Genomic DNA, 17083 nt, shown 5'->3' with positions numbered 1-17083 from the left:
CGATTTTTTTTACATGATGACAAATCAAATCGGCCAAAAGTCCACAAGCCATTGATTTGTATAACGTTATTACTATAGGCATAGATGTTGCTAATTGTTGCGTAATACCTTTGCAATCCAGATTCCCTGGAACTGGTATCTCAATCAAGTGAGATGTTCATGAAGATTTCAAGCAGAAAATTTCAGTTACTGGCCGTGGGAGCGGCGCTGACAGCAGGGTTTGCAGCGCCCGCGCAAGCCACTCTTGATCTTTCGGGTGCGAGCTACGTCACCTATGGCGATGCCAATTCGTATGCGCTGCAGGTCGACGGCACTATCGCCGGCAGCACCGGACCGGGTAGCCCTTACTATGTCAGTTCCACGCCAGGGGCAATCAAGGATCTGATCGTGGTTGCCACGGGAGCCAGCGGCGGGCCTGTAAATACGAATCTGCCCGGGATGGACAATGCCTTGTCGACTCCGAACGGGTCGGGCGGCAGCAACTTCTTCTCTGGCATCTGGAACAGTACGCTGGCGGCATTCACTGGATTCCTGGGCGCCAACAATCCGCTTTTCTTCTTCAATAACAACCAGGTCAACAGTGGCGCCTCGACCAACCAGAATGTCGCGGTCTGGGCGCAGATCAGTTTGACCGGAGCGGGCCAGACCACAAAGTATTTCGACTTCACCAATCGGGACGGCCCATACGCCCTGTTTACAGAAGGCGGAGGCGGCGTATTTATGGGCGACGTCGGGGCTTACACCTCCACCGGAGCAGGGCCGATCGCGGGCACCAATGGCGCCACGGATTACGTCCTCTCCGGCGGGGCGATCTGCTTGAATGGCGTTATTCCCGTTTCCTGCAGCAGTCCCCACACCGCTGGCCCTATCAACAACAACCTGGGTGCCAACCAGGCTGCCTATGCCATTGATGCACCTGAACTGAACGCTTTTCTGACGTCCTGGAGTAACGGGTTGTTCTCTGGCTACACCGACATTCATGTTGACCTTCGCTTCGGTTGCGATCCGGCCACTGTTGGTACCAACGGTGGGACGGCGGGCGTAGGGGCATGTATCGGCCGCGATGCCAATAACGGCTACGAGCAGTTGTTCATCGGGACATCAACCACCGTCGCGCAAGTACCAGAACCCGGGATTCTCAGCTTGCTGGCACTCGGCTTGCTAGGCTTGGCCGTGACGTCGCGGCGCCGGAAAGTTTGACGCTGGTTCAGTGACAGCATCAAGAGAAGGGCCCCAGTCGGGGCCTTTTTTCATGGCGTGTCTTCTTCAAGCTTTTCCGGGAAAAGCATCAGCTTCATGCTCCCCTCTCCAGAAATCTGAAATTAAACCTATCTGCACCACCTGCACTAAACGAGTCCAGTCGTAAAGGACGCCGATGGTATTGCACGGTTTTTGGGCCACAGCGCGCTTGCGCCCGGCAGTTGATTCAGATCAAGCGCCCTACTCGCGCTCAGGCGGTGTTACTCCTTTTTTCATAGCAACATGCTGCTGTTCCATGAGGGCTGGACGCCTATTTTCTTCAAAAAATGAGCCTCTCGATCGTATTGGACTTTTTGCGCAAAACGGGAAATGATCTGCCATGGTCTGCATTGCGCGGTACCTGATTTTCGAGGCAGGACCCCGCCGGCCCTGAGAAGGTGATGGACAACACGACATCCGCGATTTCGAGCCGTGAGGTGCGAATTCCCTCGGGCAAGGTGTGGCTGCAGGGCGACTTGGCCCAGCCGCCAACGTTCGACGGGCTGGTGCTGTTCGCCCATGGCAGCGGCAGCGGGCGGCACAGCGCCCGCAACCGCTACGTTGCCCGGCAACTGCAACTGCGCGGCATCGCCACCTTGCTGTTCGACCTGCTCACAGCGCAGGAAGAGCAGGTGGATGTCCACACACGCGAACACCGCTTCGACATTCCGCTGCTGACACGGCGGATGCAGGATGCCACGGCCTGGGCGCTCACGCAGCCGGGCCTGCGGTACGCGGGTATCGGCTACTTCGGCGCCAGCACCGGCAGCGCCGCGGCCTTGATTGCCGCCGCGCGGCTGGGCGGGGGGATCCAGGCGGTGGTGTCGCGCGGCGGGCGGCCCGATCTGGCCGGCCCGGCAGCGCTCGCCGCCGTCACCGCGCCCACCTTGCTGATTGTCGGTGGCGTCGATCATGACGTCATCGAGCTCAATGAGCAGGCCTGCGCGCTGCTGCGATGCGAGAAGCAGCTGGCCATCGTGCCCGGCGCCAGCCACCTGTTCGAGGAACCCGGCACGCTGGAGCAGGCCGCGGCGCTGGCCGCCGCGTGGTTCGCGGCGCACCTCACCGTGACGGCGCACGCATCATGACAGCCGACCAACTGCCCTATCACGACCGCCACCAGGCCGGCCGCGTGCTGGCCGAGAAGCTGGAGCACTATCGGGGCCGGCCGGGCCTGCTGGTGCTGGCCCTGCCGCGCGGCGGGGTGGCTGTAGGGTTTGAAGTGGCGTGCGCATTGCAGGCGCCGCTGGATGTCTTCGTGGTGCGCAAGCTCGGCTATCCCGGGCATGAGGAATACGCCATGGGCGCCATCGCCAGCGGCGGCGTGCGCGTCATGAACCCGCTGCCGGGCGCCAATATCTCGCCGCAGGCAATAGCGGCGGTGATCGAGCGCGAACAGGTCGAACTGGTGCGCAGGGAACAGCTCTACCGCAGCCAGCGGCCCGGCGTGCCGCTGCGCGGGCGCACCGTCATCGTGGTCGACGACGGCCTGGCCACCGGCTCCACCATGCGGGCGGCTCTGCTGGCCATCCGCCAACAGCATCCGGCCCACCTGGTGGTGGCGGTGCCGGTCGGCGCACGGGATACCTGCGAGGCCCTGCAGGACCAGGCCGATGAGATCGTGTGCGCCGCCATGCCCGAGCCATTTCGTGCCGTGGGCCTGTGGTACGAAGACTTCCCGCAGGCAAGCGACGACGAGGTGCGCACGCTGCTTGAGCAAGCGCGGCGCGAGCATGCGCACGATGCGCGGTAAGACGACACAGGAGTCGCGGCCATGGCAACAACACATCACCCCCCGCGCATGCGCAGCGCGCCGACCCGCTGCTGGCGGGCCTGCTCCCCCACCTCGGTCTGCTGGACGGCAGCGACGGCGAATACGACGGCTTGCTGGAACTGATCGGCGCGAGCCGCTTCGCCCTGCTGGGTGAGGCCTCGCATGGGACGCAGGAGTTCTATGCCGATCGCGCCGCCATCACGCGGCGCCTGATCGTCGACAAGGGCTTTACCGCAGTGGCCGTCGAGGCGGACTGGCCCGACGCCTGGCGCGTCAACCGCTATGTGCGCGGACTGGGCGAAGACGTGGATGCGGATGCCGCACTGTCGGGCTTCAAGCGTTTTCCCACCTGGATGTGGCGCAACACCGTGGTGCGTGACTTCGTGGAATGGCTGCGCGAGCACAATCGCGGCCTGCCCTCTTCCCGCCGGGTCGGCTTTTACGGCATCGACCTGTACAGCCTTTTTACCTCGATACAGGCAGTGCTGGCCTACCTGGACCGGGTCGACCCGCAAGCTGCGGCCCGGGCTCGTACGCGCTATGCGTGCTTCGACCATGCGCACGAAGACAGCCAGGCTTATGGTTACGCCGCCAGCTTCGGCCTGAAGCCGATCTGCGAGGACGAGGTCGTGCAGCAGCTGCGCGACATGAACCAGCGGGCGGCCAAATTCCCGGCGACGCCGGGCCTGGAGCGTGACGAGGCCTTTTTCGCCCAGCAGAATGCGCGCCTGGTGCGCAATGCCGAGGAGTACTACCGCTCCATGTTCCACGGCCGCGTCTCGTCATGGAACCTGCGTGACAGCCACATGGTGGAGACGCTGCAGGCGCTGGACCGCCATCTCACTGTCCGCGGCGCTGCGCCGCCGCGCCTGGCCGTCTGGGCCCACAACTCGCACCTGGGCGATGCCGGCGCCACCGAGATGGGCGAGATGGGCGAATGGAATGTGGGCCAGTTGGTGCGCGACCGATATGGCGACGAGGCCACGCTGGTCGGCTTCAGCACCTACCACGGCAGCGTGACGGCGGCTTCCGAATGGGACGCGCCGCCGCACAGGAAACGGGTGCGTCACGGCTTGCCAGGCAGCTTCGAGGAGTTGTTCCACCAGTGCGGGCAGACGCGCTTCTGGCTGCCGCTGCGCGGCAACCCGCCGCTGCGCCAGTTGCTGGCCGCGCCCCGGCTGCAGCGGGCGATCGGGGTGATCTACCACCCGCAGACCGAACGCCAGAGCCACTACTTCCACACGCGGCTGCCAGCCCAGTTCGACGCCATCATCCATCTGGACGAAACGCACGCGCTCGAGCCGCTGGAGATGAACGTGGAATGGGATCGGGGCGAGGCGCCGGAAACCTATCCTTCAGGCTTGTAGTGAGGCCGCCGCGCCGTCCGCGCAATCAGCAGCAGGCTGACCAGGACCACGGCGCAAAAGCACAGGAACGACCAGTTGGCGATCGAGCCGCCCAGGAAGGTCCAGTCCACCTTGGTACAGTCGCCGCCGCCCCGGAAAATCATGGGCAGGGCGCGCTTGAGCGGGAAGGTTTCGATCATGCCGTAGAAGTCGCGCCCGCAGGAGACGACTTCGGGCGGGTACCACTGCAACCAGCTCTGGCGCGCTGCCACAAAGGCGCCAAAGCCGGCGCTCAAGAGGAGCAGCACGGCACCCGAGATTTGCACGCCTTTTCGGCCTGATGCCGAGGTTACGCCTGCGATGATAGCTATCAAAACAAGAGCATACCGCTGCACAATGCACATCGGGCACGGGTCCAGCCCGACCACATGCTGCAGGTACAGGCCAAAGGCCAGCAGCGCCACTGAAATCAGGCAGACCGCTGCCAATACGCGGCGTGGTGCCGCATCAAACCAGTTCAATAACATCGATATCCCTCAACAAAAGCGGCGACAAACCGTAGGGGACGATTGTTGCGCAGAAATCGGCGCCATCATCGTGGCATTCTTTTTGCCGTTGTCCGCGTTTTGTTGTTGTTTCAAGGAATTAGTTCCAGCTACTGCTCGTTCGCATGAGGAGCCGGCCCCAAAAAAACCGCCCCAGAGGTACTGAGGCGGTTTTGGTAATCAGCGCAGGGCGAACAATTACCGTGGGTCAGGCGTCGTGCGCAGATACGGCTTCAGTTTCTTGAAGCCCTTCGGGAAGAGCTTCTCGGCATCGGCATCGGATACCGAGGCGGAGATCACGACGTCGGCGCTGGCACCCTCGACCGACCAGTTCGCCGGCGTGCCCACCTTGTGCTTGCGCGTCAATTGCAGTGCATCGAGTGCACGCAAAATCTCGTTGAAGTTGCGCCCTACGCTCATCGGGTAGATCAGGATCAGGCAGATCTTCTTGTCGGGGTCGATCAGGAAGACGTTGCGCACGGTCTGGTTGTCCACCGGCGTACGCTTGGACACGTCACCCGAGGCGCCGGCGGGCAGCATGCCGTAGAGCTTGGCGACCTTGAAATCGGTATCGGCAATGATGGGATAGTTCGGCGCCGTCCCCTGGGTCTCGCCGATGTCCTTGGCCCAACTCTTGTGGTCCGCCACGGAGTCGACTGAAACCGCAAGGATCTTGGCATGGCGTTTGTCGTACTCCGCCTTGCTGCCCGCCATGAAGCCGAGCTCGGTGGTGCAGATCGGCGTGAAATCTTTGGGGTGCGAGAACAACACACCCCAAGAGTCGCCGAGCCACTTGTGAAAGCTGATCTTGCCTTCGGTGGTTTCGGCCTCGAAATCAGGGGCGATGTCGCCAAGCCTTAGAGTCGTCATGGTTAACTCCTTTCAGTTGAGTAATGGACTAGCCATATATTGTGGCGAGCCAGTGGAAAATTTCAAACTACAGTATTTTTATATAACGAATTTCAGGCTTACCGCCCGTAATGGCCTCGTCCGTAGTGGCCGTGACCGTAATAGCCGGGACTTACGACCACGGCAGGGCCATAGGCACCATAGGGGCCGTAAGGGACGATCGCACAACCGGTGAGGGAGGCGGCAAGCGCGATAACCAGGATGGCAATTTTCATGAAGAGACTCCAATTGGTGATGCCCAATTAACACCCAAGCCGACACCCGCGCGTACGACCGGCCCTGTGAAGTCCTGTAAAGCTCCATCAAGAGTGTTGCGGGCAGCTACTTCACCCCCCACACTGCCTGTCACCGGCCTGGCAGGTTGTCGCCGAGAAAATCCAGAAAAGTCCGCACCGCAGGCAGCAGCCCGCGCCGCGACGGGAACACCGCATGCACCACGGCGGGCGGTGGCTCCCAGCCGGGCAGCACGGAGATCAGCCGCCCGTCCCGCAATTCGTCGCGGCACATGTAGTCGGGCAGTATGCAAAAGCCGACCGCGGCCAGCACGGCGAACTTGAGTGTGAGCAAATCGTCCGCCACAAAGCGCGGCTGGTGCTGGAACAGATGCTCGGCGCCGCCGGGACCCAACAGCTTCCAGCTCGTGCGGCCGTCGCTGGCGGACATGGCCACCGTGTCGAGCCGCGCCAGATCGCCGGGCGCCGCGGGCCGCTGCTGGCGCGCCAATAGCGCCGGGCTGGCCACCAGCAGGCTTTGGGTGGTGCCAAGCTGCTTGACGACCAGGCTGCCGCTGTCGGCCGTGGACGGGCGCACGCGCAGGGCCACGTCCACCCCGTCTTCCACCAGATCCACCACCCGGTTGCTGACCTCCATGTCCAGCCTGACCTGCGGATGCCGCGCCAGAAATTGCGGCAGGATCGGCCCGAGCACGGTCTGCGCCAGCGTCACCGGGCAGGTCACATGGATGGTGCCGCGCGGCTCGCTCTGCGCCTGTGCCACGGCGTCGTCGGCCGCCCGGGCTTCGTCACACATGGCAACGCAGTGGCGGTAATAAACCTCGCCTACGGCGGTCAGCGAGAGCTTGCGCGTGGTGCGCTGCAGCAAGCGCACGCCGAGCCGACCTTCCAGGTCGGCCACACGCCGCGACAGCCGTGATTTGGGCAGACCCAGCGTGCGCCCCGCCGCCGCAAAACCACCCGACGCCACCACCTCGGTGAAGTACAGCATGTCATTCAGGTCTTGCATCGAACGCCCTTATTGTTCTACCAATAGGACAATCTATCGCAGTTTTGCCGACTTATCAATAAATGAGTTCATCCACACAATCTATCCATGGCAATTGACGTCGCTTCATCAAGTGGACCGCAGTCATACGGCCATCCGTTCTATTCATCACGCATTCAAGGAACACGCATCATGAAACTGTTACACATCGACTCCAGCGTTCTGGGCGGCAACTCGGTTTCGCGCCAATTGACGAAACAGACCGTCGCCGAATGGCTGGCCAGCCATCCCGGCACCAGCGTCGACTATCTGGACCTGGCCGCCGACGCGCCCAGCCACCTGTCGGTGGATTCGCTGGGTTTCCGCCTCGGCCCGCAGGGCGAAAACCTCACGGACGTGCAAAAACGTGAAAACGCGCTGTCGGAAGCGCTGGTCACGCAATTCCTCGCCGCCGACGTGATCGTGGTGGGCGCGCCCATGTACAACTTCGCGATCCCGACTCAGCTCAAGGCCTGGATCGACCGCATCGCGCAAGCCGGCCGCACCTTCACCTACACCGAAAAAGGCCCGGTCGGCCTGGCCACCGGCAAAACCGTGATCGTGGTCTCCAGCCGCGGCGGCGTGTATTCCACCAGCGAGGGCGGCCGCGCCATGGAACATCAGGAAAGTTACCTGCAGACGGTGTTCGGCTTCTTCGGCATCACCGACGTGCGCTTCGTGCGTGCCGAGGGCATCGCCATGGGCGAGGCCCAGAAGTCCGCGGCACTGGCCACCGCCGGCCGGGACATCAAGGCCCTGATCGCCGATGCGGCGAACCAGCCGCAGGCCGCCATCGCAGCCTGACGCCTGCCTGGTGCGCACAAAAAAGCCCGCATAGCGGGCTTTTTTTCGTAGGAAGCGGCACGCGGTCGCCGCCAATCAGGCGTTGTGAATTTTCACCCAGGCCACAAACTGGTCCACCCAACCCTGCAGGAATTTTTTCGTGTCCTCGATGCCAATGTTGCCGGCGGCATCGAACAGGCCTTGCTTGGCCTGCACGAAGGCTTCGGGCTGACCCAGCGTGGGCACGTTCAGGTAGGCCAGCACATTGCGCAGGTGCTGCTGCGCCATGGCCGTGCCAATCGCGCCGACCGAGATGCCAATCACGCCGGCCGGCTTGCCCGCCCATGCGCTTTGCCCGTAGGGGCGCGATGCGTTGTCGATCGCGTTCTTGAGCACGCCCGGTATCGAGCGGTTGTATTCCGGCGTGACAAACAGCAGGCCCTGGGCGGCCTGGATTTCCGACTTCAGGCGCTTCACGCTGGCCGCCTGGTTCGCGTCATCGTCCTGGTTGTACAGGGGTAAATCGTCGATCCGCACCTGCGTGAACGTGAACTCCTTGGGCGCCATCCCGGTCAGCGCATGCGCCAGTTTCTTGTTGAACGAGTCCTTGCGCAGGCTGCCGACGATCAGGGCAATGTTGTATTGGCTCATGAGGCCTCCAGTTAAAAATTGAACGGTGGGAAAACCGAGGGACCATTATGCGGCGCCGGCCACCCGCCTGCACCGGCAGACCGGCCCGGGCCGTCATCCCGATTTGCCCGGCGCCTCGATCTCGGCGCCGTGCGACACCACCGCCTCCTCGCCGATCAGCCCGCGCGGGCGAAACACCAGCATCAGCATCAGCATCAGCCCGATCAGCATGATTTGCGCAGCACCGCCCTTGACCTGCAGCGTGGCGGGCAACAGTACCTGGGCAGCACTGCCGCTCAGAGTCCACACGGCCCACATCAGCACGGCGCCAAGCACCGCGCCCTTGTTATTGCCACTGCCGCCGACGATCAGCATGCTCCAGATCTGGAAGGTCAGAATAGGCAAAAAATCCTCCGGGCTGATGAAGCCGATGAAACTGGCATAGAGCGCGCCGCCCAGCCCCATGATGGCCGAGCCGATGACAAAGGACTGCAGGCGAAAGCCGAAGGCATTCTTGCCGAGCGAGGCGGCGGCCTGCTCGTCTTCGCGGATCGCCTTGAGCACCCGGCCCCAGGGCGAGCGCACCATGGCTTCCAGCGCGCCATAAAGAATCAGCACGACGACGACCATCAACGCGAGCATCAGCAGGTTGCGGCTGAACACGCCACCCACCAGGCCGGGAAGCGGCCGCGGAATGCTGGTGACGCCCTGGCTGCCACCGGTGAGAAGGTGTGCGTTGAGTGCGATCAACTGCAGGATGCTGCCGATCCCGATGGTGACGATCGCGAGATAGTCCTCGCGCAGGCGCAGCGTCGGAATGCCGACAATGAAGGCCACCAGTCCCGAAGCCACGACGCTGCCGGCCAGCCCCACCAGGAACGGCAGGCCATAACCGCCCAGATGGCTCGCATAGGGTGGCCCGCACAGGATCGCAAAGGCGTACGCGCCCACGAGAAAGAAGCCGGACACGCCGATGTTGAACAGGCCCGTGTAACCCCATTGCAGGTTCAGCCCCAGGCAGACAACGACGAAGACCAGCGCCTGGATCAGGAAGAACACGAGGTAGGACGTGATGCCGGTCATGATTTCTCTCCCAGGATGCCCTTTGGATAGACCAGCAGAATCAGGAACATCAGCCCAAAGGCCACCGCAGGCTTGTATTCGGCGCCAATCAGCGGCACCGACAGCGACTGCGCCAGACCGATGATCAGACCGCCGAGCACCGCGCCGTAGACGCTGCCGATGCCGCCCAGGATGGCGGCGGCAAACATCGGCAGGATCAGGTTGAATCCCATCTCGGGCGAGATTTGCACCGTCAGGCCGAACATCACGCCGGCTACGGCTGCCAGCCCGCCACCAATGATCCAGGTCCAGCGCACGACGCGGCGCACGTCGATGCCGGTGACCTGCGCCAGCGCCGGGTTGTCCGACACGGCGCGCATCTGCTTGCCAAGCAGGGTGCGGCTCAGAAACAGGTGCAGTGCCAGCATGAGCAGCGCGGTCAGCAGCACCACAAAGACCTCGTTGGCACTCAGGCGTACGCCCGGCATGATTTCGCGCGCAATCGCGATGCCGCGTGTGTAGTATTCGGGCTGCGACCCCCAGACGAACACCACGAGGTTACGCAGCATCAGGGACGCGCCGAACGAGGCGATGACCAGCGCCACCGCGACGTCGCTCTTGCGCAGCGGCCGGTACAGCAGCCAGTCCAGGATCAGCGCGAGCAGCGCCGTCAGCAGCACTGCGCAGGCAATCGCCGCCAGGAAGCTCCAGCCAAAGGTCAGCGGCCCCAGGCTCTGGCCGCCGGCCAGGAATGACACGAAGACCAGCGCGAAGTAGGCGCCGAAGGTGAGGAATTCGCCATGCGCGAAATTGGCAAAGCGCAGGATGTTGTAGGTCAGCGTGAGACCGATCGCGCCCAGCGCCAGCGTGACACCCAGCACAATGCCGTCGGCAGCGTACTGCGCGATCATGACAGCCCCCGCCGGATGCCGAGGTAGAGCGCGCCGACCTCGGGGTTCGCGAGCAGCTCGCGCGCGTCGCCACTCACCTGCTCGCGCCCTTGCGCCAGCACATAGCCGCGATCGGAAATGGCCAGCGCCGCTTTCGCGTTCTGCTCCACGATCAGCATCGTCACGCCCAGCTCGCGCACCTGGCGCACCTTGGCGAACACCACACCCACCAGCTTCGGCGACAGGCCCGCCGAAGGTTCGTCGAGCATCAGCACGGTGGGGCGCGCCATCAGCGCGCGCGCCACCGCGACCATTTGCCGCTCGCCGCCCGACAGCGTGCCGGCCGCCTGGCGGCGGCGCTCGCGCAGCCGCGGGAACAGCTCGTACATGCGCGCGATGTCCTCACCGACGCCGGCGTGGTCATGGCGTGCACAGGCGCCCATCTGCAGGTTTTCCTCGATCGACATGCGCGCGAAGATGTTGTCGGTCTGCGGTACATACGCCAGGCCGCGGCCCACCATCCGGTGCGCCGGCACACCAACAAGGTTTTGACCATGCAGCAGCACCTGCCCGCTGCGCACCGGCACCAGGCCGGCGATGGTCTTGATCAGGGTCGACTTGCCGGCGCCGTTCGGGCCGAGCACGGTGACGATCTCGCCACGCCGCACCTCGAGTCCGATACCGCGCAGGATGTCGACCCCTGGTGCGTAGCCGGACACCAGATCTCGCACGCGCAGCGCCGGCTGCACCTGCCCGGCCCCGCCCGTGGAGGCCGCCGTGCCGGTGGGCGCATGCGGGGAGGTCGCGGCCGCGCTCATGCCAGCACCCCGCCCAGATACGCCTCGAGCACCCGCGGATCGTTGCGCACCACCTCGGGCGGACCTTCCATCAGAAGACGGCCTTGTGCCATGACCAGCACCGGATTGCACAGGTTCATGATCAAGTCCATGTTGTGCTCGATGATCAGGAAGGTGATGCCGCGCGCATGGAGCTCGCGCAGCTTGTCCATGATGGTCACGAGCAGCGTCGGATTGACTCCCGCGCCGGGCTCGTCAAGCAGGATCAGCTGGGGTTCGGCCATCAGCACGCGCGCCAGCTCCAGCAGCTTTTGCTGCCCGCCCGAGAGATTCTTCGCATATTCGCCCGACAGGCGCTCAAGGCCAACGAAATCCAGCACCTCGCGCGCACGTTCGCGCCCGGCTCGTTCCTGGGCGCGCACCTGACTGCGCGCAAACCAGTTGTTCCAGAAGCGCTCGCCGGCCTGTCCTGCCGGAACCAGCATGGTGTTCTCCAGCACCGTCATGCCGGCGAAAGGGCGCGGGATCTGGAAGGTGCGCACCAGGCCCGCATGAAAGATGCGGTGCGGCGGCAGGCCGCCGATGCGCCGGCCGAGAAACGAGATCGATCCCGAGCTCGGCCGGTGCACGCCGGCGATGGTATTGAACAGCGTGGTCTTGCCTGCGCCGTTGGGCCCGATCAGCCCGGTGATGGTGTGCGCCGCGAGCGTGAACGACACACCGTCCACGGCGCGCAACCCGCCGAACTCCTTGACCAGATCGCCCACCTCAAGCACAGGCACCTCCTGTCCGTCGGGCCGTCTATTTGGCCTGGGAGCGCAGCTCGGCAATCTGCTCGACCGTCACCATGCCGGTCAGCTGCACCTTGCCCTGGTCGCTCACGCTCCAGACCGCCATCGGCGCGTCGATGTCGCCGTTCTTGTCGAACTGCAGCGGTCCCGAGGCACCGATGTACTGGATGGTTCTGCCCTGGGACAGCAGCTGCGCTGCCTTCTTCAGGTCGGCTGCGCCGGCGTAGATTTTTTCGCCCTTCGGATCGGTGACCTTGCGCATGCTGTCGCGGATCGCGTCCGCCTTGTTGCTCCTGGCCTGCTCCATCGCGAGCCCGACCAGCACCGTCGCATCGTAGGCATTCGGGATGTAGGCCTGGGTCGGCAGCGAGCCGAACTTCGCCTGGTACTCCGTCTGGAAGGTCCCCAGCGAGGGCGTCTTGGACGAGCCCGCCGCGGTGCCGTGCACGTTCTTCATGTACTGGACACCGACATCGTTGACGAAGTCCTGCGACTCCAGCCCGTCGGGGAACAGGAACTTTTGCGGGCCACCGGCGGCGATCCACTCGCGCGTGATCGTGGTGCCGTCCCCAGGGTAGCCGATCAGGAACAATGCGTCGGGCGCCGGACTCAGCGCCTTGCTGACTTCCGAACGGTAGGACGGCTGGCTCGGGTTGTACACGACGTTTTCCGTGACGCTGCCGCCCAGCCTGGCGAAGCCGTTGGCGAACTCCTTGCTCAGTCCCTGCCCGTAGGCATTGTTGAGATACAGAATGGCCACTTTCTTGAACCCGGCATCGCGCGCGACCTTGGCCATGGCCACGCCTTGCAGCGCGTCCGATGGCGTGGTACGGAACCAGTAACCGCCGGTCTTGCCCTGCTCGGCGAGCTCGGTGAAAGTGGGTGAGGTCGAGGCGGGCGATATCTGCACCACCTTGCCCGGCACCGTCACCGCGGTCAAAATCGCCGCGCTCACGCCGCTGGACAGCGCGCCGATGATGGCCGGCACCTGCTGCACGTCGACCAGTTTCTTGGCGGCATCAACGCCGACCGAGGGGCTGGTTTGATCATCCAGCAGCGACAGCTGGAGCGTGCAGCCATTGGCACCGCCCGCGCTGTTCAGGTCGGCGATCCCCAGTTGCGCGCCCTGCGCGATCTTCTGGCCGAGTACGCCGAGCGAGCCGGTCAGCGACATCACGCTCCCGATCGTGGTTGTGCAAGCCGCGAAGGCAGTGCTGCCACTCAGGGCACCGATGGCAATTCCGGCGAGAGTCATTTTCTTCAACATATCGAGCACCTCCAAAGTAAATGCATCAAATTGACCGCAACAGGCCACCACGGCGGCCAATCGGGTCGTCGACGCAGCACTCGGATCTCCCCAGACATTGATGGCCTGGTCGGAACGGTCGCGGGTCTCCGGAAACCTTCGACGGCACAGGTTTACATTTAGTTCCGCCGATGCGCCGCAGTGCACCCGCTCTTGTGGCCCGCGATGGCCGGCGACACCCGGGCAACGGATACGGATTTCACCCTCGGCCCTGGCCGCGTGAGCCAAAACATTGATAGAGTCGCATCAAGTCTGTTTTAAAAAGGTTCTCTCATGGCACGCATGGTTCACTGCATCAAACTCGGCCGCGAGGCTGAAGGGCTCGACTTCCCGCCTTATCCCGGCGAACTCGGCAAGCGCCTGTGGGAAAACGTCAGCAAGGAAGCCTGGGCTGCCTGGCTCAAGCACCAGACCATGCTGGTCAACGAGAACCGGCTGAACCTGGCCGACCAGCGGGCACGGCAATATCTGGCGCGCCAGATGGAGGCGCATTTCTTCGGCGCCGGCGCCGAGGCGGCGCAAGGCTACGTGCCGCCCAGCGCATAACGTCGCGCAACCAAGCCTGCGGTCGATGGAACAGGACCGCCCCCCGTTTTTGCAAAACCTCGGGCTGCCCGGCGCCTGGGCGGGGCAATCGCAATGGCGCATTCTGGATACCGGCCTTGGGAATGGCGAGCGCTTTCTCGCAGCGTGGCATGCCTGGAAGGCTGATCCGCAGCGCCCGCGTTTGCTGCATTACGTTGCGCTGGAAGCGGATGCGCTCAGTGCCGCCGAATGGCAACGCCGCGCCGAGCCCGAGTCTGCGTTGGCGCCGCTCGCACAGCAGCTGCGGGCGCAGTGCTTTGGCCTGCTGCCCGGCTTTCACCGCATGACGTTTGAAGGTGGGTGCGTCCTGTTGACCGTATGCGTGGGTGAGGCCAAGGACTTGCTGCGCGAGCAGCAGTTCGAGGCCGATGCGGTCCATCTGGCGGACATTGCGATGCCAAGCAGCGAGGCCACGCCCCGCGCCGGCGCTTGGGACCTGTGGGCCTGCAAGGCGCTGGCGCACTGCTGCCGGCGCGGCACGACGTTGGCGGCCATGCACGGCGTGCCGGTCGCCGTGCGCCGCGCGCTGGTGCAGGTCGGCTTCGTGCTGGACGCGGACTTCAGTCAGCCACGAGCCGCAGACAGGCCGGATTGCAGCAGTTTTCGCGGCACGTTCAACCCGGCCTGGATTCCCAAGAGGCGCCGCCCGGCCGTCGCCCCGCGCGCCCCAAACGACCTGCACGACCCGGTTCCGCGCCCGGGCCGCTGCGTCGTGATTGGCGCCGGCCTGTCGGGCGCCGCCGTGGCCGCCAGCTTCGCGCGGCGCGGCTGGCAGGTCGAGGTGCTCGATGCCGCACCGGCGCCGGCCAGCGGCGCCTCGGGTCTGCCGGCCGGCCTGCTGGCGCCGCATATTTCGCCGGACGACAGCATGCTGTCGCAATTGTCGCGCTGCGGTGTGCGGCTCACCCTGCAGCAGGCTCGCGCCCTGTTGCGTGAAGGCGTGGACTGGCAGCCCAGCGGCCTGCTGGAGCATCGTGTCGATGGCCACGCCGCGCTGCCAGTGCAATGGCCAGAGGCGGGGCGCGACTGGACGGTTGCCGCCAGCGCCTTGCAACTGGCGCAGGCGGGGCTGGCGCAGGCCACGCTCGCCTACTGGCACGCGCAGGCGGCCTGGGTCAAACCGGCGTGCCTGGTGCAAGCCCTGCTGTCGCAGCCGGGCATCGCGTGGCATGGCGACGCACAGGTGGCTGCATTGGCGCGTGCTGACTGCGGCTGGCAAGTGCTCGATTCGGCTGGACGAGTGCTGACACGGGCCGACATGGTGGTGGTTGCGGCCGGCTTTGACAGCCGCGGCCTGCTCGCCGCCGCAACGGGCACGACGCCCCCGCTGCAAGCCATCCGAGGGCAGATCTCGTACGGCATGAACACGGCGACGGGCTGCCCCGGCCCGTCCAAGCTGCCGCCCTTTCCGGTCAACGGCAACGGCCATCTGACCCCGAACGTGCCCTTCGGGTGCGGCAGCGCCTGGTTCGCCGGTGCCAGCTACGAGCGCGACAACGCCAGCGCCTCCTGCCACGCCCAGGACCACGAGGCCAATCTGCAGCGCCTGCAGACATTGCTGCCCAACGCGGCCCGGCAGCTACAGACCGAATTTTCCGGCGGCCAGGTGCAGGCCTGGGCCGGGGTGCGCTGCGCCGCGCCGGATCGCCTGCCGCTGCTCGGGCCTACGCAGCAACCGGGCCTGTGGGTTTGCACCGCGATGGGGTCCCGCGGCATGAGCCTGGCCGTGCTGTGCGGGGAATTGCTGGCGGCGCTCGTCCATGGTGAGCCGCTGCCCCTCGAGGCCCGGCTGGCCCGCCGGCTCGCCGCGGATCGGTTCGATGCCGCGGCCGGCGCCCGAGGCGGAAATTCTCAATGAAAAGCGCCTGTAGCCCTTACCGTGTCTTCGGGTATAGCTACTGGTCTGATAGCGCCCTACTTCATCGCTTCGGCTGGACGGCGCGCCCTGACGTAGGCATCGGTCGGCATGTAGTTCTTGCCATCGTCATAGCGCCACTGCACCATCGTGCCCTTGCCGCCGCGCACATCCAGCTTGCCCACATAGGCGCCCATGGTGGACTGCTGGTCGATCGCGCGGAACTCGGCCGGCCCGAACGGCGTGCTGAATTTCAGGCCGCGCATGGCGGTCACGAGTTTCTCGTTGTCCGTGCTGCCGGCTTTTTTGATGGCGGCAAAGATGGCCTGCATGGTGGCGTAGCCCACGACGGAGCCGACCTTGGGGTTCTCGTGGAACTTCTTGTAGTAATGCGTGGCAAAGGCGGCGTGTGCCGGCGTGTCGATCTGGTCCCAGGGGTAGCCGGTCACGATCCAGCCCTTGGGCGTTTCGTCCTTCAGCATCTCGAGGTATTCGGGCTCACCCGAGAGCATCGAGACGACAGGGGTCTTCGGGAAAATGCCGCGCTGGTTGCCCTCGCGCACCAGCTTGGCCAGATCGGCGGCGAAGGTTACGTTAAAAATCGCGTCCGGTTTGCTGTTCATGATGGCGGACAGCGTGCTGCCGGCATCGAGCTTGCCCTGCGCCGGCCAGGCCTCGCCGACAAACTCCACGTCGGGGCGTTTGGCTTTGAGCAGTTCCTTGAAACTGGCCACCGCGCTCTGGCCGTATTCGTAGTTGGGCGCAATCGTGGCCCAGCGCTTGGCGGGCAGTTTGGCGGCCTCTTCCACCAGCATGGCGGCCTGCATATAGGTGCTGGGGCGCAGGCGGAAGGTGTAGCGGTTGCCCTTGTCCCAGACGATGGCGTCGGTCAACGGCTCGCTGGCCACGAACAGGCGCTTGTTCTTCTGTGCGTAGTCGGCCAGCGCCAGACCTACATTGGACAAAAAGCCGCCCGCCAGCACGTCGACCTTTTCCCGGGACGTGAGCTCGACTGCATGGCGCAGGGCTTCCTCGGGCTTGCCGGCATCGTCGCGCGCGATCACTTCGACCTTGCGCCCCAGCAGGCCGCCGCTGGCATTGATCTCTTCCACGGCCAATTCCCAGCCCTGCCTGTACGGCTGGGTGAACTGCGGAATGGCGGAATAACTGTTGATCTCGCCAATCTTGATCGGCGGGCCGCTTTGCGCAAACGAGGCGGCAGGCGCCAGCAACAACAGGGTGCCGCTCACGGCAATGGACAGGAAGACGGCGCGAACAGGTTTCATAATTTCTCCAAGGCCACGGACTCTA

18 protein-coding genes are annotated in these 17083 nt (G+C 64.5%); 7 read left to right on the top strand and 11 right to left on the bottom strand.

Annotated elements, in window-relative coordinates:
- Nucleotides 1-159: 159 nt before the first annotated feature.
- From EUB48_RS10095 to EUB48_RS10080, 4 genes are all read left to right on the top strand, one after another.
- Nucleotides 160-1200, top strand: a complete 1041-nt coding sequence (locus tag EUB48_RS10095; RefSeq protein WP_168226734.1) for a PEP-CTERM sorting domain-containing protein — start codon at nucleotides 160-162, stop codon at nucleotides 1198-1200.
- A 461-nt stretch (nucleotides 1201-1661) separates the two neighbouring features.
- The gene (locus EUB48_RS10090; RefSeq protein WP_210411756.1) at nucleotides 1662-2327 is read left to right on the top strand and encodes a dienelactone hydrolase family protein; all 666 of its coding nucleotides are present in this window, start codon (nucleotides 1662-1664) and stop codon (nucleotides 2325-2327) included.
- Nucleotides 2324-2992, top strand: a complete 669-nt coding sequence (locus EUB48_RS10085; RefSeq protein ID WP_142818771.1) for a phosphoribosyltransferase — start codon at nucleotides 2324-2326, stop codon at nucleotides 2990-2992. The genes EUB48_RS10090 and EUB48_RS10085 overlap by 4 nt, the downstream gene beginning before the upstream one ends.
- Nucleotides 2993-3123: 131 nt before the next feature.
- Entirely contained in the window at nucleotides 3124-4380 is a 1257-nt protein-coding gene (locus tag EUB48_RS10080) for an erythromycin esterase family protein (RefSeq protein ID WP_338052442.1), read from the top strand.
- Here EUB48_RS10080 and EUB48_RS10075 read toward each other — a convergent pair.
- The 4 genes from EUB48_RS10075 to EUB48_RS10065 all read right to left on the bottom strand — a co-directional run bounded on the left by EUB48_RS10075 (nucleotide 4362) and on the right by EUB48_RS10065 (nucleotide 7055).
- On the bottom strand, nucleotides 4362-4886 hold the full coding sequence (locus EUB48_RS10075) for a disulfide bond formation protein B (protein WP_142818767.1): 525 nt from the start codon (nucleotides 4884-4886) through the stop codon (nucleotides 4362-4364). The two genes, EUB48_RS10080 and EUB48_RS10075, sit on opposite strands and share 19 nt — an antisense overlap.
- Nucleotides 4887-5102: 216 nt before the next feature.
- The gene (locus EUB48_RS10070; RefSeq protein ID WP_142818765.1) at nucleotides 5103-5774 is read right to left on the bottom strand and encodes a peroxiredoxin; all 672 of its coding nucleotides are present in this window, start codon (nucleotides 5772-5774) and stop codon (nucleotides 5103-5105) included.
- 98 nt (nucleotides 5775-5872) lie between these two features.
- Nucleotides 5873-6028: a hypothetical protein gene (locus EUB48_RS21355; protein ID WP_168226733.1), complete on the bottom strand. Its 156-nt coding sequence runs from the start codon at nucleotides 6026-6028 to the stop codon at nucleotides 5873-5875.
- A 130-nt stretch (nucleotides 6029-6158) separates the two neighbouring features.
- Nucleotides 6159-7055 (bottom strand): LysR substrate-binding domain-containing protein, encoded by an 897-nt coding sequence (locus EUB48_RS10065; protein WP_142818763.1) that lies wholly within the window; start codon nucleotides 7053-7055, stop codon nucleotides 6159-6161.
- Between the two features lie 171 nt (nucleotides 7056-7226).
- Between EUB48_RS10065 and EUB48_RS10060 the strand changes: the two genes are divergently transcribed.
- On the top strand, nucleotides 7227-7877 hold the full coding sequence (locus tag EUB48_RS10060; RefSeq protein ID WP_142818761.1) for an FMN-dependent NADH-azoreductase: 651 nt from the start codon (nucleotides 7227-7229) through the stop codon (nucleotides 7875-7877).
- A 75-nt stretch (nucleotides 7878-7952) separates the two neighbouring features.
- Here the strand turns inward: EUB48_RS10060 and EUB48_RS10055 are convergent, their stop codons facing one another.
- The 6 genes from EUB48_RS10055 to EUB48_RS10030 all read right to left on the bottom strand — a co-directional run bounded on the left by EUB48_RS10055 (nucleotide 7953) and on the right by EUB48_RS10030 (nucleotide 13281).
- Complete coding sequence (locus EUB48_RS10055) at nucleotides 7953-8507, bottom strand: NADPH-dependent FMN reductase (RefSeq protein WP_142818759.1); 555 nt, start codon at nucleotides 8505-8507, stop codon at nucleotides 7953-7955.
- A gap of 93 nt (nucleotides 8508-8600) precedes the next feature.
- Nucleotides 8601-9569 (bottom strand): branched-chain amino acid ABC transporter permease, encoded by a 969-nt coding sequence (locus EUB48_RS10050; RefSeq protein WP_142818757.1) that lies wholly within the window; start codon nucleotides 9567-9569, stop codon nucleotides 8601-8603.
- Nucleotides 9566-10459 carry a branched-chain amino acid ABC transporter permease gene (locus EUB48_RS10045; RefSeq protein ID WP_142818755.1) on the bottom strand — a complete coding sequence of 298 codons (894 nt, stop codon included), beginning with the start codon at nucleotides 10457-10459 and terminating at the stop codon, nucleotides 9566-9568. The genes EUB48_RS10050 and EUB48_RS10045 overlap by 4 nt, the downstream gene beginning before the upstream one ends.
- Entirely contained in the window at nucleotides 10456-11256 is an 801-nt protein-coding gene (locus tag EUB48_RS10040) for an ABC transporter ATP-binding protein (protein WP_142818753.1), read from the bottom strand. The genes EUB48_RS10045 and EUB48_RS10040 overlap by 4 nt, the downstream gene beginning before the upstream one ends.
- The gene (locus tag EUB48_RS10035) at nucleotides 11253-12017 is read right to left on the bottom strand and encodes an ABC transporter ATP-binding protein (RefSeq protein ID WP_210411726.1); all 765 of its coding nucleotides are present in this window, start codon (nucleotides 12015-12017) and stop codon (nucleotides 11253-11255) included. The genes EUB48_RS10040 and EUB48_RS10035 overlap by 4 nt, the downstream gene beginning before the upstream one ends.
- Before the next feature lie 19 nt (nucleotides 12018-12036).
- Nucleotides 12037-13281: an ABC transporter substrate-binding protein gene (locus EUB48_RS10030; RefSeq protein ID WP_168226732.1), complete on the bottom strand. Its 1245-nt coding sequence runs from the start codon at nucleotides 13279-13281 to the stop codon at nucleotides 12037-12039.
- 324 nt (nucleotides 13282-13605) lie between these two features.
- On the opposite strand from EUB48_RS10030, the gene EUB48_RS10025 reads away from it, so the two are divergent.
- On the top strand, nucleotides 13606-13878 hold the full coding sequence (locus EUB48_RS10025) for an oxidative damage protection protein (RefSeq protein ID WP_077561956.1): 273 nt from the start codon (nucleotides 13606-13608) through the stop codon (nucleotides 13876-13878).
- A gap of 25 nt (nucleotides 13879-13903) precedes the next feature.
- The gene (gene mnmC1 / locus EUB48_RS10020; protein ID WP_142818749.1) at nucleotides 13904-15775 is read left to right on the top strand and encodes an FAD-dependent 5-carboxymethylaminomethyl-2-thiouridine(34) oxidoreductase MnmC1; all 1872 of its coding nucleotides are present in this window, start codon (nucleotides 13904-13906) and stop codon (nucleotides 15773-15775) included.
- A 56-nt stretch (nucleotides 15776-15831) separates the two neighbouring features.
- On the opposite strand, the gene EUB48_RS10015 is transcribed toward mnmC1, so the two are convergent.
- Nucleotides 15832-17058, bottom strand: coding sequence for an ABC transporter substrate-binding protein (locus EUB48_RS10015; protein ID WP_142818747.1), 1227 nt, complete (start codon nucleotides 17056-17058; stop codon nucleotides 15832-15834).
- Between the last annotated feature and the right edge of the window lie 25 nt (nucleotides 17059-17083).

This window comes from Rhodoferax sediminis, from assembly GCF_006970865.1.
GTDB classification, from domain to species: Bacteria; Pseudomonadota; Gammaproteobacteria; order Burkholderiales; family Burkholderiaceae_C; genus Rhodoferax_A; species Rhodoferax_A sediminis.
Note: the sequence above shows the minus strand (reverse complement) of the source record. Positions and strands in the feature narration are given on the sequence as shown.